The following is a 21,370-nucleotide window of genomic DNA, read 5'->3' on the forward strand; positions in this document are numbered from 1 at the left end:
CAACAATATGGAAAAATCCACTTCATCAGAGAAGTGGATTTTCGTTGCCAATTATTATTCAATTGTCATTTTTTTCGGTGTTTCTGTACCTGTATACCAATCAAATTCAATTTCAAATGAATGCTTGTCGCCCTTTTTTGTATAGGAGTATTCGATTTTGAGCTGTTCACTTGGGCTGACAACTGTTGGCTCTGTGTCTTGAACAAAAGTGAATTCACCATTTTCTTTAAGCTTTTTTGCAATCGTTTCCAGTGTTGCTGCAAATTCTGCTACACTTTGTCGTTCTTTATGCTTCAAAATAACTTCAGTCATGGGTTTATTTTGTTTTTGCATCGAAATCCCTCCTTACGTCTTGTTACTTCTATTATAACATGGAGGGGGCATTCAGCTTATAAAACAATACAAAAAGCGGATGAAGGAAACGATGCATTTCCTAATCCGCTGCTAATCTGGAACTACACGGATAGTCCCATTACGCTTATAGTTTTACAACATTTGATGCTTGGGGTCCACGATTGCCTTCCACAACATCAAATGAAACCTTTTGACCTTCTTCAAGTGTACGGAAGCCTTCCTCCTGGATGCCCGTAAAATGAACAAATACATCTTCGCCATCATCACATTCAATAAAGCCATAACCTTTTTCATTATTGAACCACTTTACGATCCCCTGTTGCATAAGCATTCGCCTCCAATGCGCTTGAATGTAAAATAAAGTTAAATAAATGGTGCACTCATTGAGAAAATGTGAAAAAATTGCATTTTCTCTTAGAACATACAGGAATTGAACAAATAAGTCAATTGATTGACGAAATGCTTGCATATCTGGCTTTCTTTTTTTTCACAATTAAGACTATAATGGAAATGAACAACATAGAAAGTAGGATGCCAAATGACAACGAAAAATCAACCATTATCAGATTTAGAAATCGCTAGTCAAGCAGTGATCAAACCTATTACGGAAATTGCCAATGCTGCGGGTATTCCAGAGGATGCTCTTGAGCAGTATGGACGCTACAAAGCAAAGATCGACCCATTAAAAATTACTGCTCAGGGCGAGGATGCAAAGGTAGTATTAGTATCAGCTATTAGTCCAACCCCAGCTGGTGAAGGAAAGTCGACTGTGACTGTTGGACTAGCAGATGCCCTTCATCAATTAGATAAGAAGGTGATGGTCGCATTACGTGAACCATCATTAGGTCCAGTCATGGGCGTAAAAGGTGGCGCAACTGGCGGAGGTTACGCACAAGTTATACCAATGGAGGATATTAATTTACATTTTACTGGCGACCTTCATGCGATTACAACAGCTAACAATGCTTTATCCGCATTTATTGATAATCATATCCACCAAGGAAATACACTTAACATTGATCCACGACGCATTATTTGGAAGCGTGTCATGGACTTAAATGATCGTGCCCTTCGTAAGGTAGTGGTGGGATTAGGTGGTCCTGTTCAAGGCATGCCGCGTGAGGATGGCTTTGATATTACGGTTGCCTCTGAAATTATGGCGGTATTCTGTTTAGCAACAAGCATTGAGGATTTACGTGAGCGTATCGCTAGTATCGTGATTGGCTATACTTTCGAGCGTGAGCCTGTCTTTGTGCGTGATTTACAGGTAGAGGGTGCCTTAACACTATTATTAAAAGATGCCTTCAAGCCAAACCTAGTTCAAACATTAGAGGGAACACCTGCTATTATCCATGGTGGTCCATTTGCGAATATTGCCCACGGCTGTAATTCTATTATGGCGACACAAACCGCTCGTAAGCTAGCTGATATTGTGGTGACAGAAGCGGGCTTCGGCTCTGATTTAGGTGCTGAAAAATTCATGAACATTAAAGCTCGTAAGGGAGGCTTTAAACCAAGCGCAGTTGTCATTGTAGCGACAATTCGTGCATTAAAAATGCATGGTGGTGTACCGAAAACAGCGCTTGTAGGTGAAAATGTGGAAGCACTCCTACAAGGAATTGAAAACTTAGCTAAACATGTAGATACAGTTCGTACATTTGGCGTTGAACCAATTATTGCCTTAAATCGTTTTATCACGGACACAGAGGCTGAACTAGAAGCCGTTCTGAACTGGTGTCAAGAAAATCATGTTCGCATTGCCCGTACGAATGTCTGGGAAGAGGGCGGTAAAGGTGGTCTAGCCTTAGCTGAGCAAGTACTAGCTGTGCTAGAGGAAGAAAACAACTTCTCTCCTTTATATGATGTAACAGAGTCAATTGAAGAAAAGGTACGTACGATTGTGCAAAAGGTATATGGCGGGAAAGATGTACAATTTACAGACCAAGCCAAAAAACAAATTGCCCAAATCGAAAAATTTGGTTGGGACTCCCTTCCAATTTGTATGGCGAAAACCCAGTATTCTTTATCAGACCAACCAAGTTTACTTGGTCGTCCAGAAGGCTTTACCATCACAATTCGCGAAGTTATTCCAAAGCTTGGTGCAGGCTTCTTAGTTTGTCTAACTGGCGATATTATGACAATGCCAGGACTTCCAAAAGCACCAGCTGCGCTACGCATGAATGTCGATAACGAAGGACATGCGGTAGGATTGTTTTAACAGAATATTAAAAGCTGCCTACTTAAATGGGCAGCTTTTTTATTGATAATGGGTAAACATGGTTTGTAGGAGGTGACCCAATTCATCGTCTATCTACAATGCAAATATGGTATAAAAGTAAAATTTCGGATGATTCCTTCATCCACCTCTTGAGTAAAAATTCATAAAAATTAATTTTTTTAAAACGATTTTAAGATTCTAGTGAAAACTAGGATCTTTTTTATGTTGCACAAAAATCACGAGAACCTTCCTTATATAAATGTGTTTGGTATTTTTTATCAATAGTTCTCTGATATTGGAAAGATAGAGCGGGTTTTTACAACGAAGGACAATTGTCAAATGAATTTTTATTTAAAAAATACATTGAATTTTCTTTTTCTTTTAAATATAATTTATTTAATTCTAATTCGGAACACTGTACCGATAATAGGAACACGGAGGGATGAAGTCTTGAAAATCGCAACAGATATTGGCGGTACTTTTACTGACCTAGTTTTCACAGATGAAAAAGGAAATCTTCATTTTGATAAGGGACATACGACACCTGGTCACTTTGAGGATGGCATATTAAATGTATTAGGACGACATGTAACGGAAGATTCTTTCATTGAATCATTTATTCATGGATCGACGGTTATCATCAATACATTAACGGAAAGAAAAGGGGGCGTAGTTGGGTTAATTACAACAAAGGGTTTCCGTGATGTTATAGAAATTGCTCGTGGAAATCGACCAGACTTATATAACTTTAAATATAAAAAGCCAGAACCATTTGTAGAGCGTTATTTACGTCAAGAAATTGATGAGCGAATTGATTTTAAAGGAAATATTATGAAAGCGCTTAATACCGAGGAAGTTGACGAGATCGTTTATAAATTTAAGGAATTAGGTGTTGAGGCGATTGCCATTTCCTTAATACACGGCTATAAAAATCCAATTCATGAACAACAGTTAAAAGAAGCCATTTTAAAAATTTGGCCGGAAGTATATATCACACTTTCAAGTGAAACGATTAAAGAATACCGTGAGTATGAAAGAACAAACACAACAGTCCTTAATTCTTATGTAAAGCCAATTGCACATGCCTACTTAAAAAGCCTAAAAGAGAAATTAAGCACAATTGGCATTACAGACCATTTAAAAATTATGCAATCGAATGGCGGAACTACAAGCTTTGATAAAGCAATGGAGCTACCAATCAACCTCGTTGAATCTGGACCTGTAGCAGGGATGTTTGGGGCAGCTAAATTAGGCCAACTTTTAAATGAATCGAATATCATAGCTTTTGATGTTGGTGGGACGACAGCAAAATGTTCGCTTATTACAGATGGCAAAGTCAATGTCACAACAGATTACTATATTGAAAGAAATGAAAAATTTGCGGGCTATCCAATTAAAACACCTGTAGTGGATATTGTGGAAATCGGAAATGGTGGTGGCTCTATCGCACGTGTAGATCAGTTTGGCTCATTAAAGGTTGGACCAGATTCTGCTGGGGCAAAGCCAGGGCCTGTAGCATATGGCTTAGGGAATACACAGCCAACAATTACAGATGCCAATGTTTATTTAGGAAGATTATCCTTAGCAAACTTTGATAACCCAGTATCCATTGACAAAGTGGAGGAGGCTCTTGTTGAAGCAATTGCGAAACCATTTAATGTGTCAGCAGAAGAAGCAGCACAGGGTATTTTAGATATTGCAAACTCCAATATGTTAAATGCACTGAAGCTGATCTCTATTCGTAAAGGCTATGATCCTGAAGACTTTACAATGGTGGCATTTGGTGGTGGTGGTCCACTACATGCGATTAATTTAGCAGAAGAGCTTGGTATGAAAAAAGTCATTATTCCTTATGGCTCATCCGTCTTCTCAGCATTAGGAATGATGATGACCGAATATCGACAAGATTACATTCAAACAAGTTTAATGAACTTTGACAAAGACCATCTTGCGGCTATTCAAGAAAATATTGATCAAGTCATTGCTAATGCCTATGCAGATGCACCATTATCAAAGGATCATTATTATTTTGAAATTAATTATGATTTACGCTACAAAGGTCAAGAGCATACCGTTAAATTAAATGCATCAGCTATTACGCTTGATGAAGAGGGGCTACTTGCATTAGCAGAAGCCTTCCATATCAAACATAAACAAGAGTTTTCTTTTGATTTACCAGCTACACCAATTGAGTTAGTCAACTTACATCTTACAATCTACGGGAAAGATGAGGCGGTTCAATTTAAAGAGCTAGACTTCTCTCATATCGACAATTCTACATGTATCAAGGCACAACGCAATTTATATGTGAAGGGAACAGGTTGGGTAGAGGTCAATGTCTATGACCAACAAAAATTAGTACCTGGCTATGTCATTACAGGTCCTGCAATTGTGGAAAATCCAACATCTACGGTCGTAATCAATAATAATCAATCAATTGAAATTGATAAATACGGCAATTTGATAGTAGAGATGGAGGGGAAATAAAACATGAAAAAAGATGTTTTTGCAGTAGAAATTATTCAAGATTCATTGCTAGCTATAGGCGATGAGATGTTTATAGCTCTAGCACGCTCTTCTATGAGTCCAGTAATCTATGAAGTATTAGACTATGCTTGTGGTTTAACAGATGCCAAGGGTAATTTAATTAGTCAAGGAAACGGTGTAACGAGCTTTATTGGGATGTTAAGTCCAATGGTACAGCATGTAATAGAGAAGTTTGATAATGGGAAAAAACTACATGAAGGTGATGTCATTATTATCAATGACCCTTATGTTGGAGGTGGCTCGCATTTATCGGATGTGGGCTTAGTTCTCCCAATTTTCTACAACGGTGAAATTATTGCGTACTCTGCCAATAAAGCACACTGGACAGAGGTAGGGGGCATGGACCCTGGTTCGTTTACAAGTAATTCTAATGAAATCTATCAGGAAGGTTTACAGCTACCAGGTGTCAAACTTTATCATCAAGGTGAGTTGAACGATGCAGTCTATGAAATCATTTCTACGAATGTTCGTTTACCAGAGCTTTCAATCGGTGATATGTTTGCACAAGTAGCCGCCTTAAAAACAGGTGAAAAACGAATCGCAGAGCTTTGTCAGAAGTTTGGTGCGGAATCGGTGAAATTGTCCATTCAAAAATTATTGGACAAGGGTGAGAAAATTGTAGAGTATGAGCTTCAACACCTACCTAAAGGTGAATTTTATGCGGAGGACTTTATTGAAGGGGACCCATTAAAGGGTGGACCTTATCCAATAAAAGTAAAAGTCACAATTAGTGATGAGGCGTTTATTTGTGACTTCAGAGGCTCACATCCTGCAGTCAATGTGCCAATGAACTGTTCTCAGTTTGGTTTAATGGCAAGTGTGCGCGTTATGTTCCTAGCATTACTTGGCGATATTGACGTAATTAACGAAGGTGTCTTTAAACGCTTAACGATTATCACAGATGACAATTCGATTGTTTCAGCTAAACGCCCACATCCTGTGTCTATGAATTTTGAGGCACGTATTGGGGCAGCTGATCTAATTTGGAAAGCTCTTGCGCCGCATTTACCAGAACGCTTATCGGCAGGGCATTTACAATCTGTTTGTACGTTTATTCTCACTGGGAAAAATCCTGAAAATGATGAGTCATTCCTAATTGTTGAGCCATCTGTTGGTGGCTGGGGAGCGGCGAATGATGAGGATGGGCAAAGCGGGCAATACTGTATGGGAGATGGTGAAACATATAATCTTCCAGTTGAAATTGCAGAAACAAAATACGGTATTCAAATTGATGAATATAGCTTAAATTGTGACGGTGCTGGTGCTGGTCAATTTAGAGGTGGCTTAGGTGTTCGTCGCGTTTATACAGTCAATCATGATGGTCAAAAGGTTTCTGTGAACTTAGGTAGACATCAATTCGCGCCATTCGGCTTAAATGGTGGAGGAGAAGGCTCTCACAACTATTTAATCATTCATAAAAAGGATGGAACGAAAATTGGACCAGTGGGCGTACTTGCCAATTATGAATTGCAAAAAGGCGACCGTATTGAGCTTGTGACTGCTACTGGCGGTGGTTATGGTCCTCCACACGAACGAAGCTTAGAGGCCATTGAACGTGATCTATTAAATGAATATATTTCTGTAGATGTAGCGAAAGAGCGATACGGTTATCAAAACGCTTAAAGGGAGAAATAGATGACTGTCAAGACATTAAAAAACTCATTGGATATACTAGAATGCTTTGCAACGACAGAAAATGCATTAGGTGTTCGTGAAATTTCACGCATGATGAAACTGCCGACAAGTGTCGTGCAAAGAACCATTAATACATTTACAGAAGCGGGTTATTTAATACAGGATGAACACACGAAAAAATATAAATTAGGTTATAAAATGTACCTTTTTTATGATGTGTTATCGAATTCAAAAGACCCTCACTCGACCATTTATGAATTGATGCAAAATCTTGCCAGTGAAATCAATGAATCAGTATTTCTTACTTATATGGACAATGAATACGGTGTCACAACGAAAATAGCCGAAAGCAATAAAAATGTAAAGTATGCGGTGTCTTTAGGAACAAAGACACCCCTTTACATCGGTGCTTCCTGTAAGGTCATGTTTGCTTATTTAGACGAGGACAGGCAACTGGAATTAATGGCCTTCTTTCATGAGGAACAATCGAAGGAAGAGCATGTTTCTTTCCTAGCGTCATTAAAGGAAGAGCTGCAACAAATTCGCCAAAACAACTGGTGTGTTACCATCGGGGAGTATAATGAACATGCATTTGGCATTAGTGTACCGTTATTTAACTATAAAAAGGAAATCACTGCATCTCTTACAATTTCTGGGTTAGTATATGATTTAGATGATCAAAGGGAGAAAAATATGCTTGAACAGTTAGTGAAAGTAGCTCAGCAAATACAATCACACATTTCAAAATTATAACAACAATAGGGGAGCTGACACTATGAATAATAAAGTATTACATCCAAGGGCTTTAGAGCCTGTAACTCTACTAATGATCGTCTTAACATCTGTTGTGGGGGCAATTATTGGGATACAGCTAATTACGACTTTAGGGATTTCTGCCAATACATCAATCGTTGGGGCAATATTTGCGATGATTCTTGGAAGAATACCGATTGGCAAGCTAATTGCCTTTAAATCTGTACACAGACAAAATATTATTCAAACTGCCATTTCGGCAGCAACGTTCAGTGCAGCAAGTAGTTTAATGTTGCCAATTGGTATTCCATATGTATTAGGCTATGAAAATTTAGTATTACCATTGTTTATCGGTGTTATTTTAGCGATGTTTGTTGATGCTTTATTATTATATAAATTTTTCGATACAAAGATTTTCCCAGCAGCAGGTACTTGGCCACCAGGGATTGCAACAGCTGAAGCCATTAAGGCGGGCGATAAAGGCGGTAAAAATGCAAAGGTATTAATTGGTGGTGTGTTAATTGGTATCGTGGGATCTGTTTTGAAAATTCCAATGTCAGCTTTTGGGGTAGCGTTCATCGGTAATATTTGGGCACTGACGATGTTTGGGATTGGGCTTTTATTAAGAGGCTATTCTGTTCAATTATTTAATGTTGACTTAAATGCTTACTATATTCCACATGGCGTTATGATTGGTGCTGGGATTGTAGCACTTTTCCAAGTAGCTTTTGCCTTATTGAATAAAAAGTCGGCTAAAAAGTCAGAAGAGTTAAGCTATTCAAAAGATGCAAAAGAAATTCGACAAGCATTTGGTGTTGGGTTTATAGCATATTTAGCCATTGCTCTATTAATCGCTATTTTAGGCGGTATAATTTCACACATGTCTTTCGGTATGTTAATAGGATTCATCATCTTTGCAACGATTGCTGCATTTGTCCATGAGCTAATTGTAGGTATCGCAGCGATGCATGCGGGTTGGTTCCCTGCATTTGCAGTGGCATTTATTACACTGATTGTTGGTATTTTAATTGGTTTCCCAGCTCCAGCACTTGCATTACTAGCAGGGTATAGTGCTGCTACAGGGGTAGCATTTGCGGATATGGGCTATGACTTAAAAACTGGTTTCATTTTACGTGGTAATGGTAGTGATGTTGCATTAGAAAAAGAAGGTCGCAAGCAACAATTGATTGCTGGTATGCTAGCTTTTGCAATTTCCGCAGTTGTAGTATTGCTATCCTATAAATCTTATTTTGCACAGGATTTAGTAGCACCTGTTAACCATGTGTATGCAGCAACAATTCAATCAGGCGTTACAGGCGATGTAGCGAAACAATTAATGATTTGGGCGATTCCAGGTGCATTAATTCAGCTAATTGGTGGTTCAAAACGTCAAATGGGTATCTTATTCGCAACAGGTTTGTTACTTGTCAATCCAATTGCTGGCTGGGCTGTATTAGTTGGTATCATACTTCGTGTTATTTTCACATATGTGACGAAAGGTAAGAGAGAATCTGAAATGACGGTCTTTGCAGCAGGTGTCATCGCTGGAGATGCGCTATATAGCTTCTTCTCTTCCATTCTAAAAATAGGGAAATAGAAAGGAGTCATGCTGAATGGCGAAAGGATTATCGTATGAGGATGGGATTGCTGCCGTTTATGGAGGAGCAATCCTTGGCGGAGGCGGCGGTGGTCTCCTAGAGGAAGGACTCAAGCTAGTGGAGGAAATCTTTGCAGCAGGCGAACCTCAAATCGTGGATATTACCGAATTAGACCAAGAAGATTTAGTTGCCTGTGTGGCAATGGTAGGTGCGCCATCAGCGGCCGATCAATATATTTCAAATGAACAGCTTTGTTGGAGCTATCGTAGTATGAACAACTATATCAATCGACGTCTAAAGGGCATCATTACCAATGAAAATGGTGCCATCACGACGATCAATGGCTGGTTGCAGTCAGTCTTATTAAATGTACCTGTTGTGGATGCTCCCTGTAATGGACGAGCACATCCAACGGGAATCATGGGTTCTTTAAATCTCCATGAACAACACGAATATCAATCCGTACAATTTTATGCAGGAGGAAAAGGTGACTTCGCCGTCCAAGGCTTTGTGGAAGGGAATTTACACAGCACCGCAAAGACAGCACGCCAAGCTTCTATTTTAGCAGGCGGGCTAGTCGGGGTCACTCGAAATCCTGTGACGATTGACTATTTACAAAAACATGGCGCACCAAATGCGATTACCATGGCCATAGAGCTTGGCTATTGCTTCTTAAATGGGCAAACCTTTGAAGAAAAGCTAGCCCATGTGTTGCAGTATTTGAATGGCGTGCACATCGTATCAGGCGCTGTCACAAATTATTCGTTAACAAAGGAAAATGGCTTCGATGTAGGGGAATTATCAGTGGGTGATTACCATCTGACGTTCTGGAATGAATATATGACATTATCGAAGGAAGGGCAGGTACAATCCAAATTCCCAGACCTCATTATGACGTTCGATACAGAGAAAATGATGCCAGTTCCAAGTGCAAGTATTGAAGAAGGAATGCATGTTGCAGTGATTCATGTAGACCAATCTAACTTAAAATTAAGTACAACCATGCAAAACGAAGCACTATTGCGGGAAATTGATGAAGTGATCAAAGGCGTTCTATAAATTAAGAAAATAAAACAGTAAAAGCTGCCATCATCTACTTGAATGTAAGATGGGCAGCTTTTATTTGTCCTTCAGCGGGATGGTAATACATTTTATCACAATCGTTCCTACTTCCTTTTTCACTTCATACATTGATGGCTTAAATGAATTTCTTACTGATTTGCACAACTCATCGAACGTGGTATTCACAAGCTGTAAGCAATTATCGTGTACGATTTTCATTAAAGGGAGGAGCTACGTTCATACATAATCAAGGTATTGACTAGAAGAAGGTAACAACCAGTAATGAAAAAACAATGCACTTCTGCTACAACTGGCGAAATCCTTTTGGTCATGCAACAAACTAACTTGTTGTTCACATTTTCGGCATGTACATTTGGCTATGCGGGTTAAACAAAGAATTTCTAAGGGAAAGTGTTCACTTTTATTTGTTTAGATGAATGGTTTTCAATACGCACGTCATCTTTTAAACAGGTTATTCAATTGTAAGCCCGCTGAAGTTAATGTTAAATCTGTTAAACACACAGCTGTTGTACATTGCTGAAAAATATGAGGTACAGAACAAATAGCTGTTCTGTACGTTTATCATACAATATTCTGAAAAATTAGTCAATTGAAATGGATTTGATTTTTAATTTTTCTAGATTACCTCTTATGTAATAAAATACAGTATAATTTTGTAGGAAAGGAATGAGTGAAGACTATGAATCATTTAATGAATAAAGTACGTGAAATATATGATCAATTTGATGCTAGTCATGATTTTCAACATATTGAACGTGTCTATCAAAATGCATTAGCTATCCTACATAGCGAGCCAACAGCAGATGAAGAAGTTGTGAAAATAGCGGTACTTTTACATGATGTCAGTGACAAAAAGTATACCGATAGCAAGGAAAAGGAAGAACAGCTTATTGCGGAATTACCTGTTAGTGAAGGTAAAAAGCAGCATATTCGAGATTGCATTGCTCAAGTGTCATTTAATGGTGGGAATGAGCTAGAAGCAACATCATTGGAAGCAAAAATCGTCCGAGATGCAGATCGTTTAGATGCGATTGGTGCTATTGGCATTGCCAGAACATTTGCTTATGGTGGCGCAAAAGGTCGCAAGCTTTATGATAAGGAAGAAGAAGCACGCACAAATATGTCAGAGTCAGAATATCGTCAGAAAAATACCTCGTCTGTTACTCATTTTTATGAGAAATTATTATTGCTAAAAGATTTAATGGTGACGGAAAAGGGCAAGCAAATGGCACTTGAACGTCATCAATTTATGGAAAGTTTTTTAAAGCAACTCCAGCACGAAATCGGTCAATAGCACATAGCACAAAAACCGCCTTTTCAAATAGAAGGGCGGTTTTTGTGCTTCATTCGGGTATGGTCTTCGTACCACCAAAAGGATGTATGGTAAGCTAGTATTTTAGTTTTGTATTGACTATCAAATAGATTGGAGACGCACAAATGAGGAATCCTTCATCATGCTACTCCATTACCATTTAATAGCTTAGATGGATTCATTAAAATAGGAGGATATCGCTGTTGTTAATGCTTCCCAAATGATTGTCAGGTCTGCTTGGGAAGTACGCCAATTACTGAAAGCCGCACGAATAGCTGGCATATCTTTGTAGACAGTTGGCGTCATGTATACTTTGCCTTGTTGATTTAAAGTAGTTAAAAATTGTTGGTTCATTTCAGCTGTCAGTGCCTCATGATTGACGGCGAAGCACACGATATTCAGTCGAACAGGTGCTAGCAATGTAAAGTAGGGACTGTCATCTATTTTTTGACCAAGCTGTTGTGCGAGTAATACATTTTCTTCTATTAATTGTTGGTAGCCCAATTTACCATAGGCCTGTAAAGAAAACCAAGCAGGTAGCGCACGAAAACGACGTGAATTTTCAGGTGTAAGATCACAGAAATCTGGATTTTCAAGGGAACTACCAAGATAGGCAGCATTATTTTGAAAAACGGTTGCTTGCAACGATTGATGACGGGTAAATTGCATAGCGGCATCATAAGGGACGTTCAGCCATTTATGTGCGTCAATTGTAATAGAATCTGCATAATTCATGCCCTCAACAAAGTGACGATACTTTGGTGAACAGGCTGCAAAGCCACCAAAGGCCGCATCGATATGAAGCCAGAAAGGGTATCGCTTTTTTAGCTCGCCAATTGCTTGCAAATCATCAAAGTCAACCGTATTGACAGTTCCCGCATTTGCTACAACTATACAAGGTTCATGTAGGTTTTCTTCAAGAAACTGCTGTAATTTTGTGATATCAATGGCTTCTCGCTGTTCTAGGCATAGCATAGTATGAATGGAATTTCTCCCCATGCCAAGCATAGAGGTTGCTTTGATTATACTTGAGTGGGGCGTTCCGCTAACAATCTTTATTGGAGGGATACCATATAGACCATCCAGAGCAGTGTTTTTTCCATAGTATTGTGCAATCCATTCCCTTGCTTGAGCAAGTCCTACAAAATTAGCCATCGTAGCCCCACTGACAAATGTTCCTCGATAATCATCGCTTAATAGCAATAACTCCTTTAGCATGTCAATTGTCGCAAGCTCCATTGAACCTGCAATAGAGCCCTTAGAATGGGATAAATTTTGATCGTAAACACTTACTAACCAATCTCCGACAATCGAAGCAGGGGTAGATCCACCTGTGACAAAACCTAAGTACCTTGAGCCTACACTACTATTTAAGCCTTCAGCAAATTGCTTTGTAAAATATTGAAGTGTTGCCTGAGCACCCTCACCCACTTCTGGAAGTGTAGGAGTAGGAACACTAGAGGAATGGTTCGTTACAGCTCTATGCTCCAGATTAGTAAAAAAATTGGCTGCATGGTCAACTACATCCATTAAAAGCGTTTTTATTTTTTCCTGATCTTGCTTCATGTTCATCATGTATCATCATTTCCCTTCATTTTAACTTAGCTATTTCTGCCTCTACACTATATAGTGATATATATAACAGTCAAATGAAGACTATAACAGTTGGAGGTCCAATGGAAATAAAGCTGAATCGTCAGTCCGATCAATCTTTAATTGATCAAATTTCAACTATCCTTGCAGAAAAAATAAGGTCAGAATTTTTACAGGAAGGGAGCCAATTACCTTCTATTCGGAGCTTTTCAAAAGAAAATCAAGTGAGTCCTGTCACAGTCAGTAAGGCATATGCCTTATTAGAAAGAAATGGTTATATTGAAGTGATACATGGCAAGGGGGCGTTTGTTCGAAACAAAGAACAAAGAAGCTCAAATGAGAGCGGTAGTGATTATAATTGGCAACTAACCATTCCTGATTACATTCAACGTTCACAATCTATGTTAAATAAAAGAATGGAATATGCGATGAAATTCTCCAGTGCGACCATCCACCCTGGATTATTACCCTCTGTTTATTTGGTGAATGAAATTGTGGCGATATTACAGGCAGATCCTCAGATTGTGGCTCGTTATGGAACGGTACAGGGGGATGAAGATGCACGAAAGGCAATCCGAGACTATGTCAAAACATATAGTAATATTGCCACAACACCGCAGGAAATTATTGTGACAAACGGTGTACAACAAGGTATAGATTTAGTGGCTAAAACATTTATTGGACCTGGAGATATTGTCATTACCGAAGCCCCTACATATACAGCAGCAATCGATGTCTTTAGAAATCGTGGGGCCCACATTATTCCCATACCAGTAGACGAGGAAGGAATGCAGACAGCTCTTCTAGCGACACTCTGCCTAAGCAAACAGCCAAAGCTTATCTATACAAATCCTACCTTCCATAATCCTACAGGCACAGTTTTAAGTGAAGCAAGAAGGAGAGAATTACTGGATCTTGCCCAACAATATGGCTTTCTTATTGTAGAGGACGATTCATGGAATGAAATTTATTTTGACGATAACCCACCACCACCACCTCTGAAAGCTTTAGATACAAGTGGTCATGTTATTTATATAAAAGGCTTTAGTAAGACGTTGGCCCCAAGCTGTAGAATCGGCGCTATCCTTTCAAAAGGTACCGTTCATCAACGACTTTTATCTGCCAAATCCAGTGCCGATTCGGGTAACCCCTTATTAACACAAAAGGCACTGATTCCATTTTTACGTTCAGACCGAATGCATGCCCATTTAGAAAAACTGCGCATTGCACTTGAGATAAGAAGGGATCAGACCATTGCATTGTTGAATAAGCATGCACCAAAGGGCGTTACGTGGATCGAGCCAAAAGGTGGACTTAATATTTGGGTGTCTTTACCTAGTAATGGCAATACGGATGAGCTGTTATGGAAGGCTCAACAAAACCAAATTACCTTTTTACCAAGCTCAGCTTGTTATCCAGGAGAGCCACAATATCACCATCTAAGAATTAGTTACTCTTATCCTGAACCTCACGACTTAACACAAGGAATCATCAAGCTTTGTCAGCTTATGGAATCCTATTTACAGGACATGCCACCAGTTCGTTGATAGTTTGTTGTTCTTTGTTTACCTGCGGTTTGATGTTATGATGAATAGTGGATATCAATAATCGTCTACATAAAAATCGTGTGGGCATGAACAATACCTAACATGAAAGAGATGGAATAGTGGAATGAGTCATTTAATTGTACAAAATTTAACCAAAACAGTGGGCGATAAAACGCTTTTTCAAAATATTGAATTTACCATTTATGAGGGAGAGCGGGCAGGCTTAATCGGTATAAATGGAACGGGAAAATCAACCCTGTTATCCATTTTAGCTGGGGACATGGAAGCGGATTCGATGACAGTAGATCGCCCGAATAAATACCGTGTCGCTTATTTACCACAGGAGCCTACATTTCAGGCAGGTGAAACAGTTTTACAAGCTGTCTTTTCAGGCGATTCGCCCATTTTACAGCTGAATCGTCAATATGAGGAAACGGTTGCTGCACTAGCAAGTAACCCAACATCCGAAAGTTTACAAAAGACGTTATTTAGTCTGCAACAGCGCATGGATGAAGAGCAGGCATGGGATGTCAATGCCCTTGCAAAGACGGCCTTAACAAAGCTTGGGATTGAAACTTTTGAAAAAGAGGTACTAACGCTATCAGGCGGTCAGCAAAAACGTGTAGCATTAGCGAAGGTGTTAATTGAACCAGCGGATCTTTACTTATTGGATGAGCCCACCAACCATTTAGATGTACAGTCTACAGAATGGCTTCAAGAGATGGTCTTACGATTAAAGGGTGCAGTGATTTTCATCACCCACGATCGTTATTTCTTAGATGAATTATCAACACATATTTACGAGTTAGCAAATCAAACCTTGTATCGTCATACAGGGAATTACGGTGATTATTTAGAGGCCCGAGCTATTCGTGAGGAGATGCAAGCTGCTTCTGCACAGAAGGATCGCAATCGTTATCGTTCAGAATTAAAATGGATACGTCGTGGTGCGAAGGCGCGTTCAACTAAGCAAAAGGCTCGTATTCAACGCTTTGAAAAGCTAGAAGAAAACCTAGAACGCAAAACAGAAGATGTTTCCTTGGATATGGGACTTGCGACAACACGTCTTGGACGTAAAGTGCTGGAGGCTGAGAAAATTTCGAAAGCCTTTGGCCAGCAAAAAATCCTTGAAAACTTCTCATTTCTACTACAGCAAGGTGATCGAATTGGCATTATCGGCGCGAACGGTGTAGGGAAATCAACTTTGTTGAACATGCTAGCAGGAGAGCTGACACCCGATCAAGGTGAAATTCTTGTTGGGTCAACGGTCAAGCTGGCACATTTCAAGCAAACATTGCCGAAAATGAATGAAAATGAGCGCATGATTGAATATATACGTGAGGCTTCAAATGATATTACCGATGCAGAGGGTGTCCGTTACTCAGCTGCTCAAATGCTGGAGCGCTTTTTATTCCCGTTGCATGCTCATGGTACTCCAATTGGAAAATTATCGGGCGGTGAGCGCAAGCGTCTTCATTTATTACGTTTATTGATGGAGCAACCAAACGTCTTATTATTGGACGAGCCAACGAATGATTTAGATATTGAAACATTAGGTGTGCTAGAGGATTTCATCGAGCATTTCCCAGGCGTGGTTATCACGATTTCCCATGATCGTTTCTTCCTCGACCGTATTGCGAAAAAGCTATGGATACTAGATGGTCAGGGACAAGTAGAGGAAACACTGGATCTATACAGTGAGTATCTGGAGAAACGTGAGCAGACAGCTACTGTCAAAGGAGAAACGTCAAAAGTAGAAAAGCCAAAATCAGAAAAGCCAAAATCAGACAAAAAAAAGCTATCGTTTAAAGAGCAAAAAGAATGGGAAACGATTGCAGACGAGATAGAGAAAACAGAAACTGCTATTATGGAGACCGAAGAAGGAATCGCCAATGCAGGTTCAGATTTTACCAAGCTACAGGAATTAACAGCTAAGTTGGATGAGCTAAATGCACAGTATGAGCATCTAATTGAAAGATGGTCGTATTTAGATGAAATAGTTAACGGATAAGGAGCGATAGACATGAAGATTATTACCATTGAACCGACGCCAAGTCCCAATTCTATGAAGATTGTTGTTGATACAGAGCTACCATTCGGGAAGAGCTATAATTTTACAAAGGATAATAAAGACGAAGCAACAGGCGAGGCGGCTGCTATTTTAGCGATTGAGGGAGTAAAGGGCGTTTACCATGTAGCCGATTTCTTTGCTGTTGAGCGCAATGCCAAATATGCATGGGAAGGCATTCTAGCAAGTATTCGTCAAGTGTTAGGGGAAGATGTCCAAACACAAGAAGAAACGGTTGTGGCCAATGAATTTTATGGAGAGGTTTATGTCCATGTACAATTTTACAAGCAGGTGCCTTTACAAGTAAAAGTTTTTGATAACCAACGTGAATATCGTATTAGCTGCGGAGACCGTTTTGTCGATGCTTTTAATCAAATTATTGAGTCAGCAGTAGATGAAAACTATATTTTCCAACGTAAGTGGATTGATTATGGGGTTCGATACGGTGAGCTTGAGGAAATTGCTGAAACAATCAAACAGGAGATTGATGTCACTTATTCTGCAGACCGTTTAGCAGAAATTGTCACAGCTATCAATAATGATGGTGAAAAAGCCGCTGTGAAAACGGACAAACTCAAAGTGACAGTAGAACAGTTCAAGCAACTTGAATGGGAGAAACGCTTCCAACTGCTCGATCAAATGGCTGATCCTGAGCTTGACGATCTACCGCTATTAGATTTAGCCTTACAGGATGAACAAATGTCTATCCGTCGACTAGCGACGGTGTACTTAGGCATGATTGAGGATGTGGCAGTTGTCCCTTATTTAGAAAGAGCCCTACAAGATAAAAGTGCAGCAGTACGTCGAACAGCAGGTGACTGCATGAGTGACCTTGGCTTTGTAGAATTTGAAGAAGCCATGCTGCAAGCCTTACAGGACAAAAACAAATTGGTTCGCTGGCGCGCAGCCATGTATTTATATGAGGTCGGCACAGAACAGTCCTTACCAGCATTGAAGGCTGCCGAAGATGACAAAGAATTCGAAGTGAAGCTACAAGTGAAAATGGCCATTGCCCGTATCGAACAAGGCGAGGAAGCAAAAGGCTCGGTTTGGAAGCAAATGACCGAATCCCGTCAACAATAATCAGGAAAAACCAGCAAATGCTGGTTTTTTTCTATTTTGTAATGGTTGGCATTCGCCCTAATAAATGGGTAAGGTGCTTCTGAATGGTGATAGGTCCTCTCCAAGAGTGAGCGAACCACTCCAAAGAAGTGTGGACCCACTCTTAAAAAGGGTGAATCGTTTCAAAGAAGCGGATACCCGCTCTAAAAAGAGATGAAGGTCGCTCCACAGAACCAAAAACCCTTTCTCCAAATTAAAGAAATCCCGCTCAAAAAAGTGTTCCCTCTTCCAAACTATAATTATCTAACCACCTGAAAATCAAAAACAATACTCTCTTGCATTCGATGAATTGATCGAAAAATCGTGTAAAACAGAAAAAAATGTTGTTTTCTAGTGTTTTATTGCTAAACAAAAAGTTAAAGGCGTTCTTTGAATCATTAACATATTGTCTAGTTTCATAGAGAAAGGACAATGTTAAAATAACATAAATTCAGAATATTCTTTAAAAATAGGAGGTCCTTTGCATGACAGTAACTAGTTTAAAGACAACAAAATCGTATGTGCGAGATCGTGAGACGGTCATTGCCTTAACACAGAAGCTCGTGCGCATTGAAAGCGTTTACCGTGAGAACGATCCGAAGGGCAATGAGCAAGAGGTGGCAACTTTTGTAGCGGCGTATTTACGAGATATTGGCATCGAGACGCATATCGAGGAGGTTGTGCCAGGGCGACCAAATGTCATTGGTATTATTGATTCGGGCAAGCCTGGGAAAACATTACTTTTCGAAGGACATACGGATGTGGTGACAGAGGGCAATCGAGAGGCTTGGGCCTATGATCCATTTGGAGCAGAAATTGTAGATGGGCGTATGTATGGCAGGGGAACGAATGATACAAAAGGGAATCTTGCTTGTATGATTACAGCTTGTCAGTCATTGCTACTAGATCAAGAGGCGTTTACGGGCAAAATTATTTTATGTATTCCATGTGATGAAGAAGGGCTTATGCTAGGCATTAAGCATTTTATTAAGAATGGCTGGGCCGATGGTGTGGATGGTGCGATTATCTGTGAGCCACAGGAAAATAATGTGTGTATTGCACAACGCGGGGCTATTCGTTTACAGGTAGATATTTTCGGTAAAATGGCGCATGGTGCGATTTCGTGGAGTGGCATTAATCCTAACTGGCGTATGGCACGTTTCATCGTAGAGCTTGAAAAATTGGAAAAAGAGGAGCAAGCACGATTAGGGCGTGATCCAATGCTGAATTGGCCATCTATTACACCAACGATTTTACGAGCGCCTGTAAAGGGAGATGCACAAATCAATGTCATTCCTGATCACTGTATGACAACACTCGATATTCGCACGGTGCCTGCGCAGGACCATGATGAACTACTGGGCAAGATTGAAGCGATTATTAAACGATTACAAGCAGATGATCCTGATTTCAAAGTAGAACTGACGGTTCTTGATAACCGACCTGCAACAGCAACAGCGAAGGAAGACCCTGTTGTACAGGCAATATATGAGGCTGTGGCAGAGGTAACAGAGAAGGAACCAAAATATAACGGTGTTCCAGGTGCGACAGATGGGACGTTTCTTCATGTGCATGGTATTCCAATTGTAACGGTTGGAGCAGGAGATCGAGAAATTCCTCATCAAATCAATGAGTATGTGGACATTGAAGAATTGGCAGAAACAACGGCCATTTACCGTTTAGCAGCATTAAAATTTTTGGCGGGTGATGCACAATGACAGCTTTCAAAATAGCAGTAATACCAGGAGATGGCATAGGAAAAGAGGTTATGCAGGAAGCGTTAAAAGTTTTAAATTGTTTGCAAGAACAACATAGCTCCTTACAAATTGAAACAACCATCTTTCCTTGGAGCTCCGATTACTACGTGCAGCATGGCTGTATGATGCCTAATGATGCACTGGCAACACTTCAAACATATGATGCGATTTTATTTGGAGCTATTGGCGATGCTCGTGTGCCTGATGATGTTACCGTTTGGGAATTAATTATGCCCATTCGAAAGCATTTCCAGCAATATGTGAATTTCCGTCCTATTAAATCACTACCTGGGATAGCGTCGCCCTTGGCTAACGGCAAAAAAATTGACTTTGTGATCTTCCGTGAAAATGCAGAGGGTGAATATTCGGACAGCGGTGGTCGACTGTACCAACAGCAGCCGCAGGAAATGACGATTCAAAATACAATCATGACGCGCATTGGGATTGAAAAAATTGTCCATGCTGCCTGCGATTATGCGAAGCAACACGGTAAAACCAAAATAACAAGTGCGACAAAATCGAATGCCATTATTCATTCGATGAAATTCTGGGACGAGCATACAAGCAAAACGGTGAAGCAAAGTTCACCAGCACTACAGCTCGAATCCATTTATATCGATGCACTCGTCGCCTATTTCGTAGAACGACCACAGAATTTTGAAGTGGTAGTAGCGTCCAATTTGTTTGGCGATATTTTATCCGATTTAGGCTCTGCTATTGTCGGAGGACTTGGTCTATCACCATCAGCCAACCTGAACCCCGAAAAGGATTTTCCATCGATGTTTGAGCCTGTTCATGGCTCAGCACCAGATATTGCAGGCAAGGGCATTGCCAATCCAATCGCTCAAATTTGGTCGCTTGCCTTACTGCTTGGCCATCAAGGCAGACCAGATTTAGAACAGCTCATTGTTAAAGCCATTACAGCTGTGCTGCAAGAAGGCGTTGTGAAAACAGCAGATATTGGTGGACAAGCGACAACAGCACAAATGGGCGATGCGATTTGTCAGGAAATTATTAATAGAACTTTAACAGCAGGAGGTGTTTAGCATGGCAGTTGAGCAACAGGTGATTGTGGTTACTGGTGCGGGAGGCGGTATGGGAAAGGCCATTATTCACGAGCAATTAAAGCTGGGCAATCGAGTTATTGGACTTGATCTATCCATAGATGCCTTATCAGATATTGCACAGGATGCCCTTCAATGCTTTGAAGTCAATGTGTTACAGGAGGAACGTGTGCAAGACATCTGCCAGCAGGTTTTTGATAAGTATGGCAGAATAGATGGTCTTGTTAATGCACTGGGAATTGCCCAGTCAGCTACGCCGATTGAAGAGGTCACAATGGATGAATGGAATCGTTTAATGGATGTTAATGTGAAAAGTTTATTTATCACGACAAAGGCAGTTGTACCTTTTATGAAAAAACAGCAAAGGGGTTCTATTATTACAATTGCCTCGATTTCAGCAGTGCGACCAAGACCGGGCTTACAGGCTTATATTGCATCGAAGGGTGCAGCAGAGAGCTTTACGAGAGGACTAGCAATTGAACTAGCATCTAGTCAAATTCGGGTTAATACGATTCATCCAGGACCAGCAGACACACAAATGCTTGGTCAATTTGCCGCACAGGGTGCAGACGTAGAGCAGACGAAGCAAAGTGTCTTTGTGCAATCTGTGCCATTAGGACGATTAGTGAAGCCAGCAGATATAGCAGGAGCTGTTAGTTATTTACTATCAGATGCAGCAAGTATGGTCACAGGAACGACATTACATGTAGATGGTGGCCGTGGATTATAGGAGGGGTACA

16 protein-coding genes are annotated in these 21,370 nt (G+C 40.1%); 13 read left to right on the plus strand and 3 right to left on the minus strand.

Translation table 11 applies throughout. The annotated features are described in order from the left end of the window. Positions 1 to 54: 54 nt before the first annotated feature. On the minus strand, positions 55 to 333 hold the full coding sequence (locus C7B89_RS13575) for an amphi-Trp domain-containing protein (protein WP_048390101.1): 279 nt from the start codon (positions 331 to 333) through the stop codon (positions 55 to 57). A 145-nt stretch (positions 334 to 478) separates the two neighbouring features. Continuing rightward, positions 479 to 679 (minus strand): cold-shock protein, encoded by a 201-nt coding sequence (locus C7B89_RS13580; protein ID WP_004269397.1) that lies wholly within the window; start codon positions 677 to 679, stop codon positions 479 to 481. A 213-nt stretch (positions 680 to 892) separates the two neighbouring features. On the opposite strand from C7B89_RS13580, the gene C7B89_RS13585 reads away from it, so the two are divergent. From C7B89_RS13585 to C7B89_RS13615, 7 genes are all read left to right on the plus strand, one after another. Next, a complete protein-coding gene (locus tag C7B89_RS13585; protein WP_048390103.1) occupies positions 893 to 2,572 on the plus strand; it encodes a formate--tetrahydrofolate ligase in 1,680 nt (559 codons plus the stop codon). Positions 2,573 to 3,022: 450 nt separating this feature from the next. After that, complete coding sequence (locus C7B89_RS13590; RefSeq protein ID WP_115673907.1) at positions 3,023 to 5,059, plus strand: hydantoinase/oxoprolinase family protein; 2,037 nt, start codon at positions 3,023 to 3,025, stop codon at positions 5,057 to 5,059. A gap of 3 nt (positions 5,060 to 5,062) precedes the next feature. Further along, positions 5,063 to 6,742: a hydantoinase B/oxoprolinase family protein gene (locus tag C7B89_RS13595; protein WP_115673908.1), complete on the plus strand. Its 1,680-nt coding sequence runs from the start codon at positions 5,063 to 5,065 to the stop codon at positions 6,740 to 6,742. A gap of 12 nt (positions 6,743 to 6,754) precedes the next feature. Next, positions 6,755 to 7,507 carry an IclR family transcriptional regulator gene (locus C7B89_RS13600; protein ID WP_115673909.1) on the plus strand — a complete coding sequence of 251 codons (753 nt, stop codon included), beginning with the start codon at positions 6,755 to 6,757 and terminating at the stop codon, positions 7,505 to 7,507. 22 nt (positions 7,508 to 7,529) lie between these two features. Then, on the plus strand, positions 7,530 to 9,104 hold the full coding sequence (locus C7B89_RS13605) for an OPT/YSL family transporter (protein WP_048390111.1): 1,575 nt from the start codon (positions 7,530 to 7,532) through the stop codon (positions 9,102 to 9,104). Between the two features lie 16 nt (positions 9,105 to 9,120). Then, a complete protein-coding gene (locus C7B89_RS13610) occupies positions 9,121 to 10,164 on the plus strand; it encodes an S-methyl thiohydantoin desulfurase domain-containing protein (protein ID WP_115673910.1) in 1,044 nt (347 codons plus the stop codon). Positions 10,165 to 10,867: 703 nt separating this feature from the next. Beyond that, positions 10,868 to 11,482: an HD domain-containing protein gene (locus C7B89_RS13615; protein ID WP_054550819.1), complete on the plus strand. Its 615-nt coding sequence runs from the start codon at positions 10,868 to 10,870 to the stop codon at positions 11,480 to 11,482. A 186-nt stretch (positions 11,483 to 11,668) separates the two neighbouring features. Here the strand turns inward: C7B89_RS13615 and C7B89_RS13620 are convergent, their stop codons facing one another. Continuing rightward, positions 11,669 to 13,072, minus strand: coding sequence for a pyridoxal phosphate-dependent decarboxylase family protein (locus C7B89_RS13620; protein WP_244205667.1), 1,404 nt, complete (start codon positions 13,070 to 13,072; stop codon positions 11,669 to 11,671). Positions 13,073 to 13,176: 104 nt separating this feature from the next. Here C7B89_RS13620 and pdxR point away from each other — a divergent pair, with 104 nt between their 5' ends. The 6 genes from pdxR to C7B89_RS13650 all read left to right on the plus strand — a co-directional run bounded on the left by pdxR (position 13,177) and on the right by C7B89_RS13650 (position 21,360). Next, the gene (gene pdxR / locus C7B89_RS13625) at positions 13,177 to 14,640 is read left to right on the plus strand and encodes a MocR-like pyridoxine biosynthesis transcription factor PdxR (RefSeq protein WP_115673912.1); all 1,464 of its coding nucleotides are present in this window, start codon (positions 13,177 to 13,179) and stop codon (positions 14,638 to 14,640) included. A 124-nt stretch (positions 14,641 to 14,764) separates the two neighbouring features. Further along, positions 14,765 to 16,651 (plus strand): ABC-F family ATP-binding cassette domain-containing protein, encoded by a 1,887-nt coding sequence (locus C7B89_RS13630; protein WP_115673913.1) that lies wholly within the window; start codon positions 14,765 to 14,767, stop codon positions 16,649 to 16,651. 12 nt (positions 16,652 to 16,663) lie between these two features. Next, entirely contained in the window at positions 16,664 to 17,791 is a 1,128-nt protein-coding gene (locus C7B89_RS13635) for a conserved virulence factor C family protein (protein ID WP_115673914.1), read from the plus strand. Positions 17,792 to 18,294: 503 nt separating this feature from the next. Next, a complete protein-coding gene (locus C7B89_RS13640) occupies positions 18,295 to 19,527 on the plus strand; it encodes a M20 family metallopeptidase (RefSeq protein WP_009374236.1) in 1,233 nt (410 codons plus the stop codon). Further along, the gene (locus C7B89_RS13645; protein WP_115673915.1) at positions 19,524 to 20,612 is read left to right on the plus strand and encodes a tartrate dehydrogenase; all 1,089 of its coding nucleotides are present in this window, start codon (positions 19,524 to 19,526) and stop codon (positions 20,610 to 20,612) included. Before C7B89_RS13640 ends, C7B89_RS13645 begins: the two co-directional genes overlap by 4 nt. A gap of 1 nt (position 20,613) precedes the next feature. Beyond that, positions 20,614 to 21,360, plus strand: coding sequence for an SDR family NAD(P)-dependent oxidoreductase (locus C7B89_RS13650; protein ID WP_115673916.1), 747 nt, complete (start codon positions 20,614 to 20,616; stop codon positions 21,358 to 21,360). Positions 21,361 to 21,370: the final 10 nt, after the last annotated feature.

It is taken from the genome of Lysinibacillus capsici, from assembly GCF_003367505.1.
Classification (GTDB): domain Bacteria; phylum Bacillota; class Bacilli; order Bacillales_A; family Planococcaceae; genus Lysinibacillus; species Lysinibacillus capsici.

Coding starts and splice junctions, on each gene's coding strand:
- C7B89_RS13600 (WP_115673909.1), top strand. CDS start 6,755: ATGACTGTCAAGACATTAAAAAACTCATTGGATATACTAGAATGCTTT.
- C7B89_RS13630 (WP_115673913.1), top strand. CDS start 14,765: ATGAGTCATTTAATTGTACAAAATTTAACCAAAACAGTGGGCGATAAA.
- C7B89_RS13605 (WP_048390111.1), top strand. CDS start 7,530: ATGAATAATAAAGTATTACATCCAAGGGCTTTAGAGCCTGTAACTCTA.
- C7B89_RS13595 (WP_115673908.1), top strand. CDS start 5,063: ATGAAAAAAGATGTTTTTGCAGTAGAAATTATTCAAGATTCATTGCTA.
- C7B89_RS13620 (WP_244205667.1), bottom strand. CDS start 13,072: ATGAACATGAAGCAAGATCAGGAAAAAATAAAAACGCTTTTAATGGAT.
- C7B89_RS13580 (WP_004269397.1), bottom strand. CDS start 679: ATGCAACAGGGGATCGTAAAGTGGTTCAATAATGAAAAAGGTTATGGC.
- pdxR (WP_115673912.1), top strand. CDS start 13,177: ATGGAAATAAAGCTGAATCGTCAGTCCGATCAATCTTTAATTGATCAA.
- C7B89_RS13650 (WP_115673916.1), top strand. CDS start 20,614: ATGGCAGTTGAGCAACAGGTGATTGTGGTTACTGGTGCGGGAGGCGGT.
- C7B89_RS13610 (WP_115673910.1), top strand. CDS start 9,121: ATGGCGAAAGGATTATCGTATGAGGATGGGATTGCTGCCGTTTATGGA.
- C7B89_RS13615 (WP_054550819.1), top strand. CDS start 10,868: ATGAATCATTTAATGAATAAAGTACGTGAAATATATGATCAATTTGAT.
- C7B89_RS13645 (WP_115673915.1), top strand. CDS start 19,524: ATGACAGCTTTCAAAATAGCAGTAATACCAGGAGATGGCATAGGAAAA.
- C7B89_RS13635 (WP_115673914.1), top strand. CDS start 16,664: ATGAAGATTATTACCATTGAACCGACGCCAAGTCCCAATTCTATGAAG.
- C7B89_RS13640 (WP_009374236.1), top strand. CDS start 18,295: ATGACAGTAACTAGTTTAAAGACAACAAAATCGTATGTGCGAGATCGT.
- C7B89_RS13575 (WP_048390101.1), bottom strand. CDS start 333: ATGCAAAAACAAAATAAACCCATGACTGAAGTTATTTTGAAGCATAAA.
- C7B89_RS13585 (WP_048390103.1), top strand. CDS start 893: ATGACAACGAAAAATCAACCATTATCAGATTTAGAAATCGCTAGTCAA.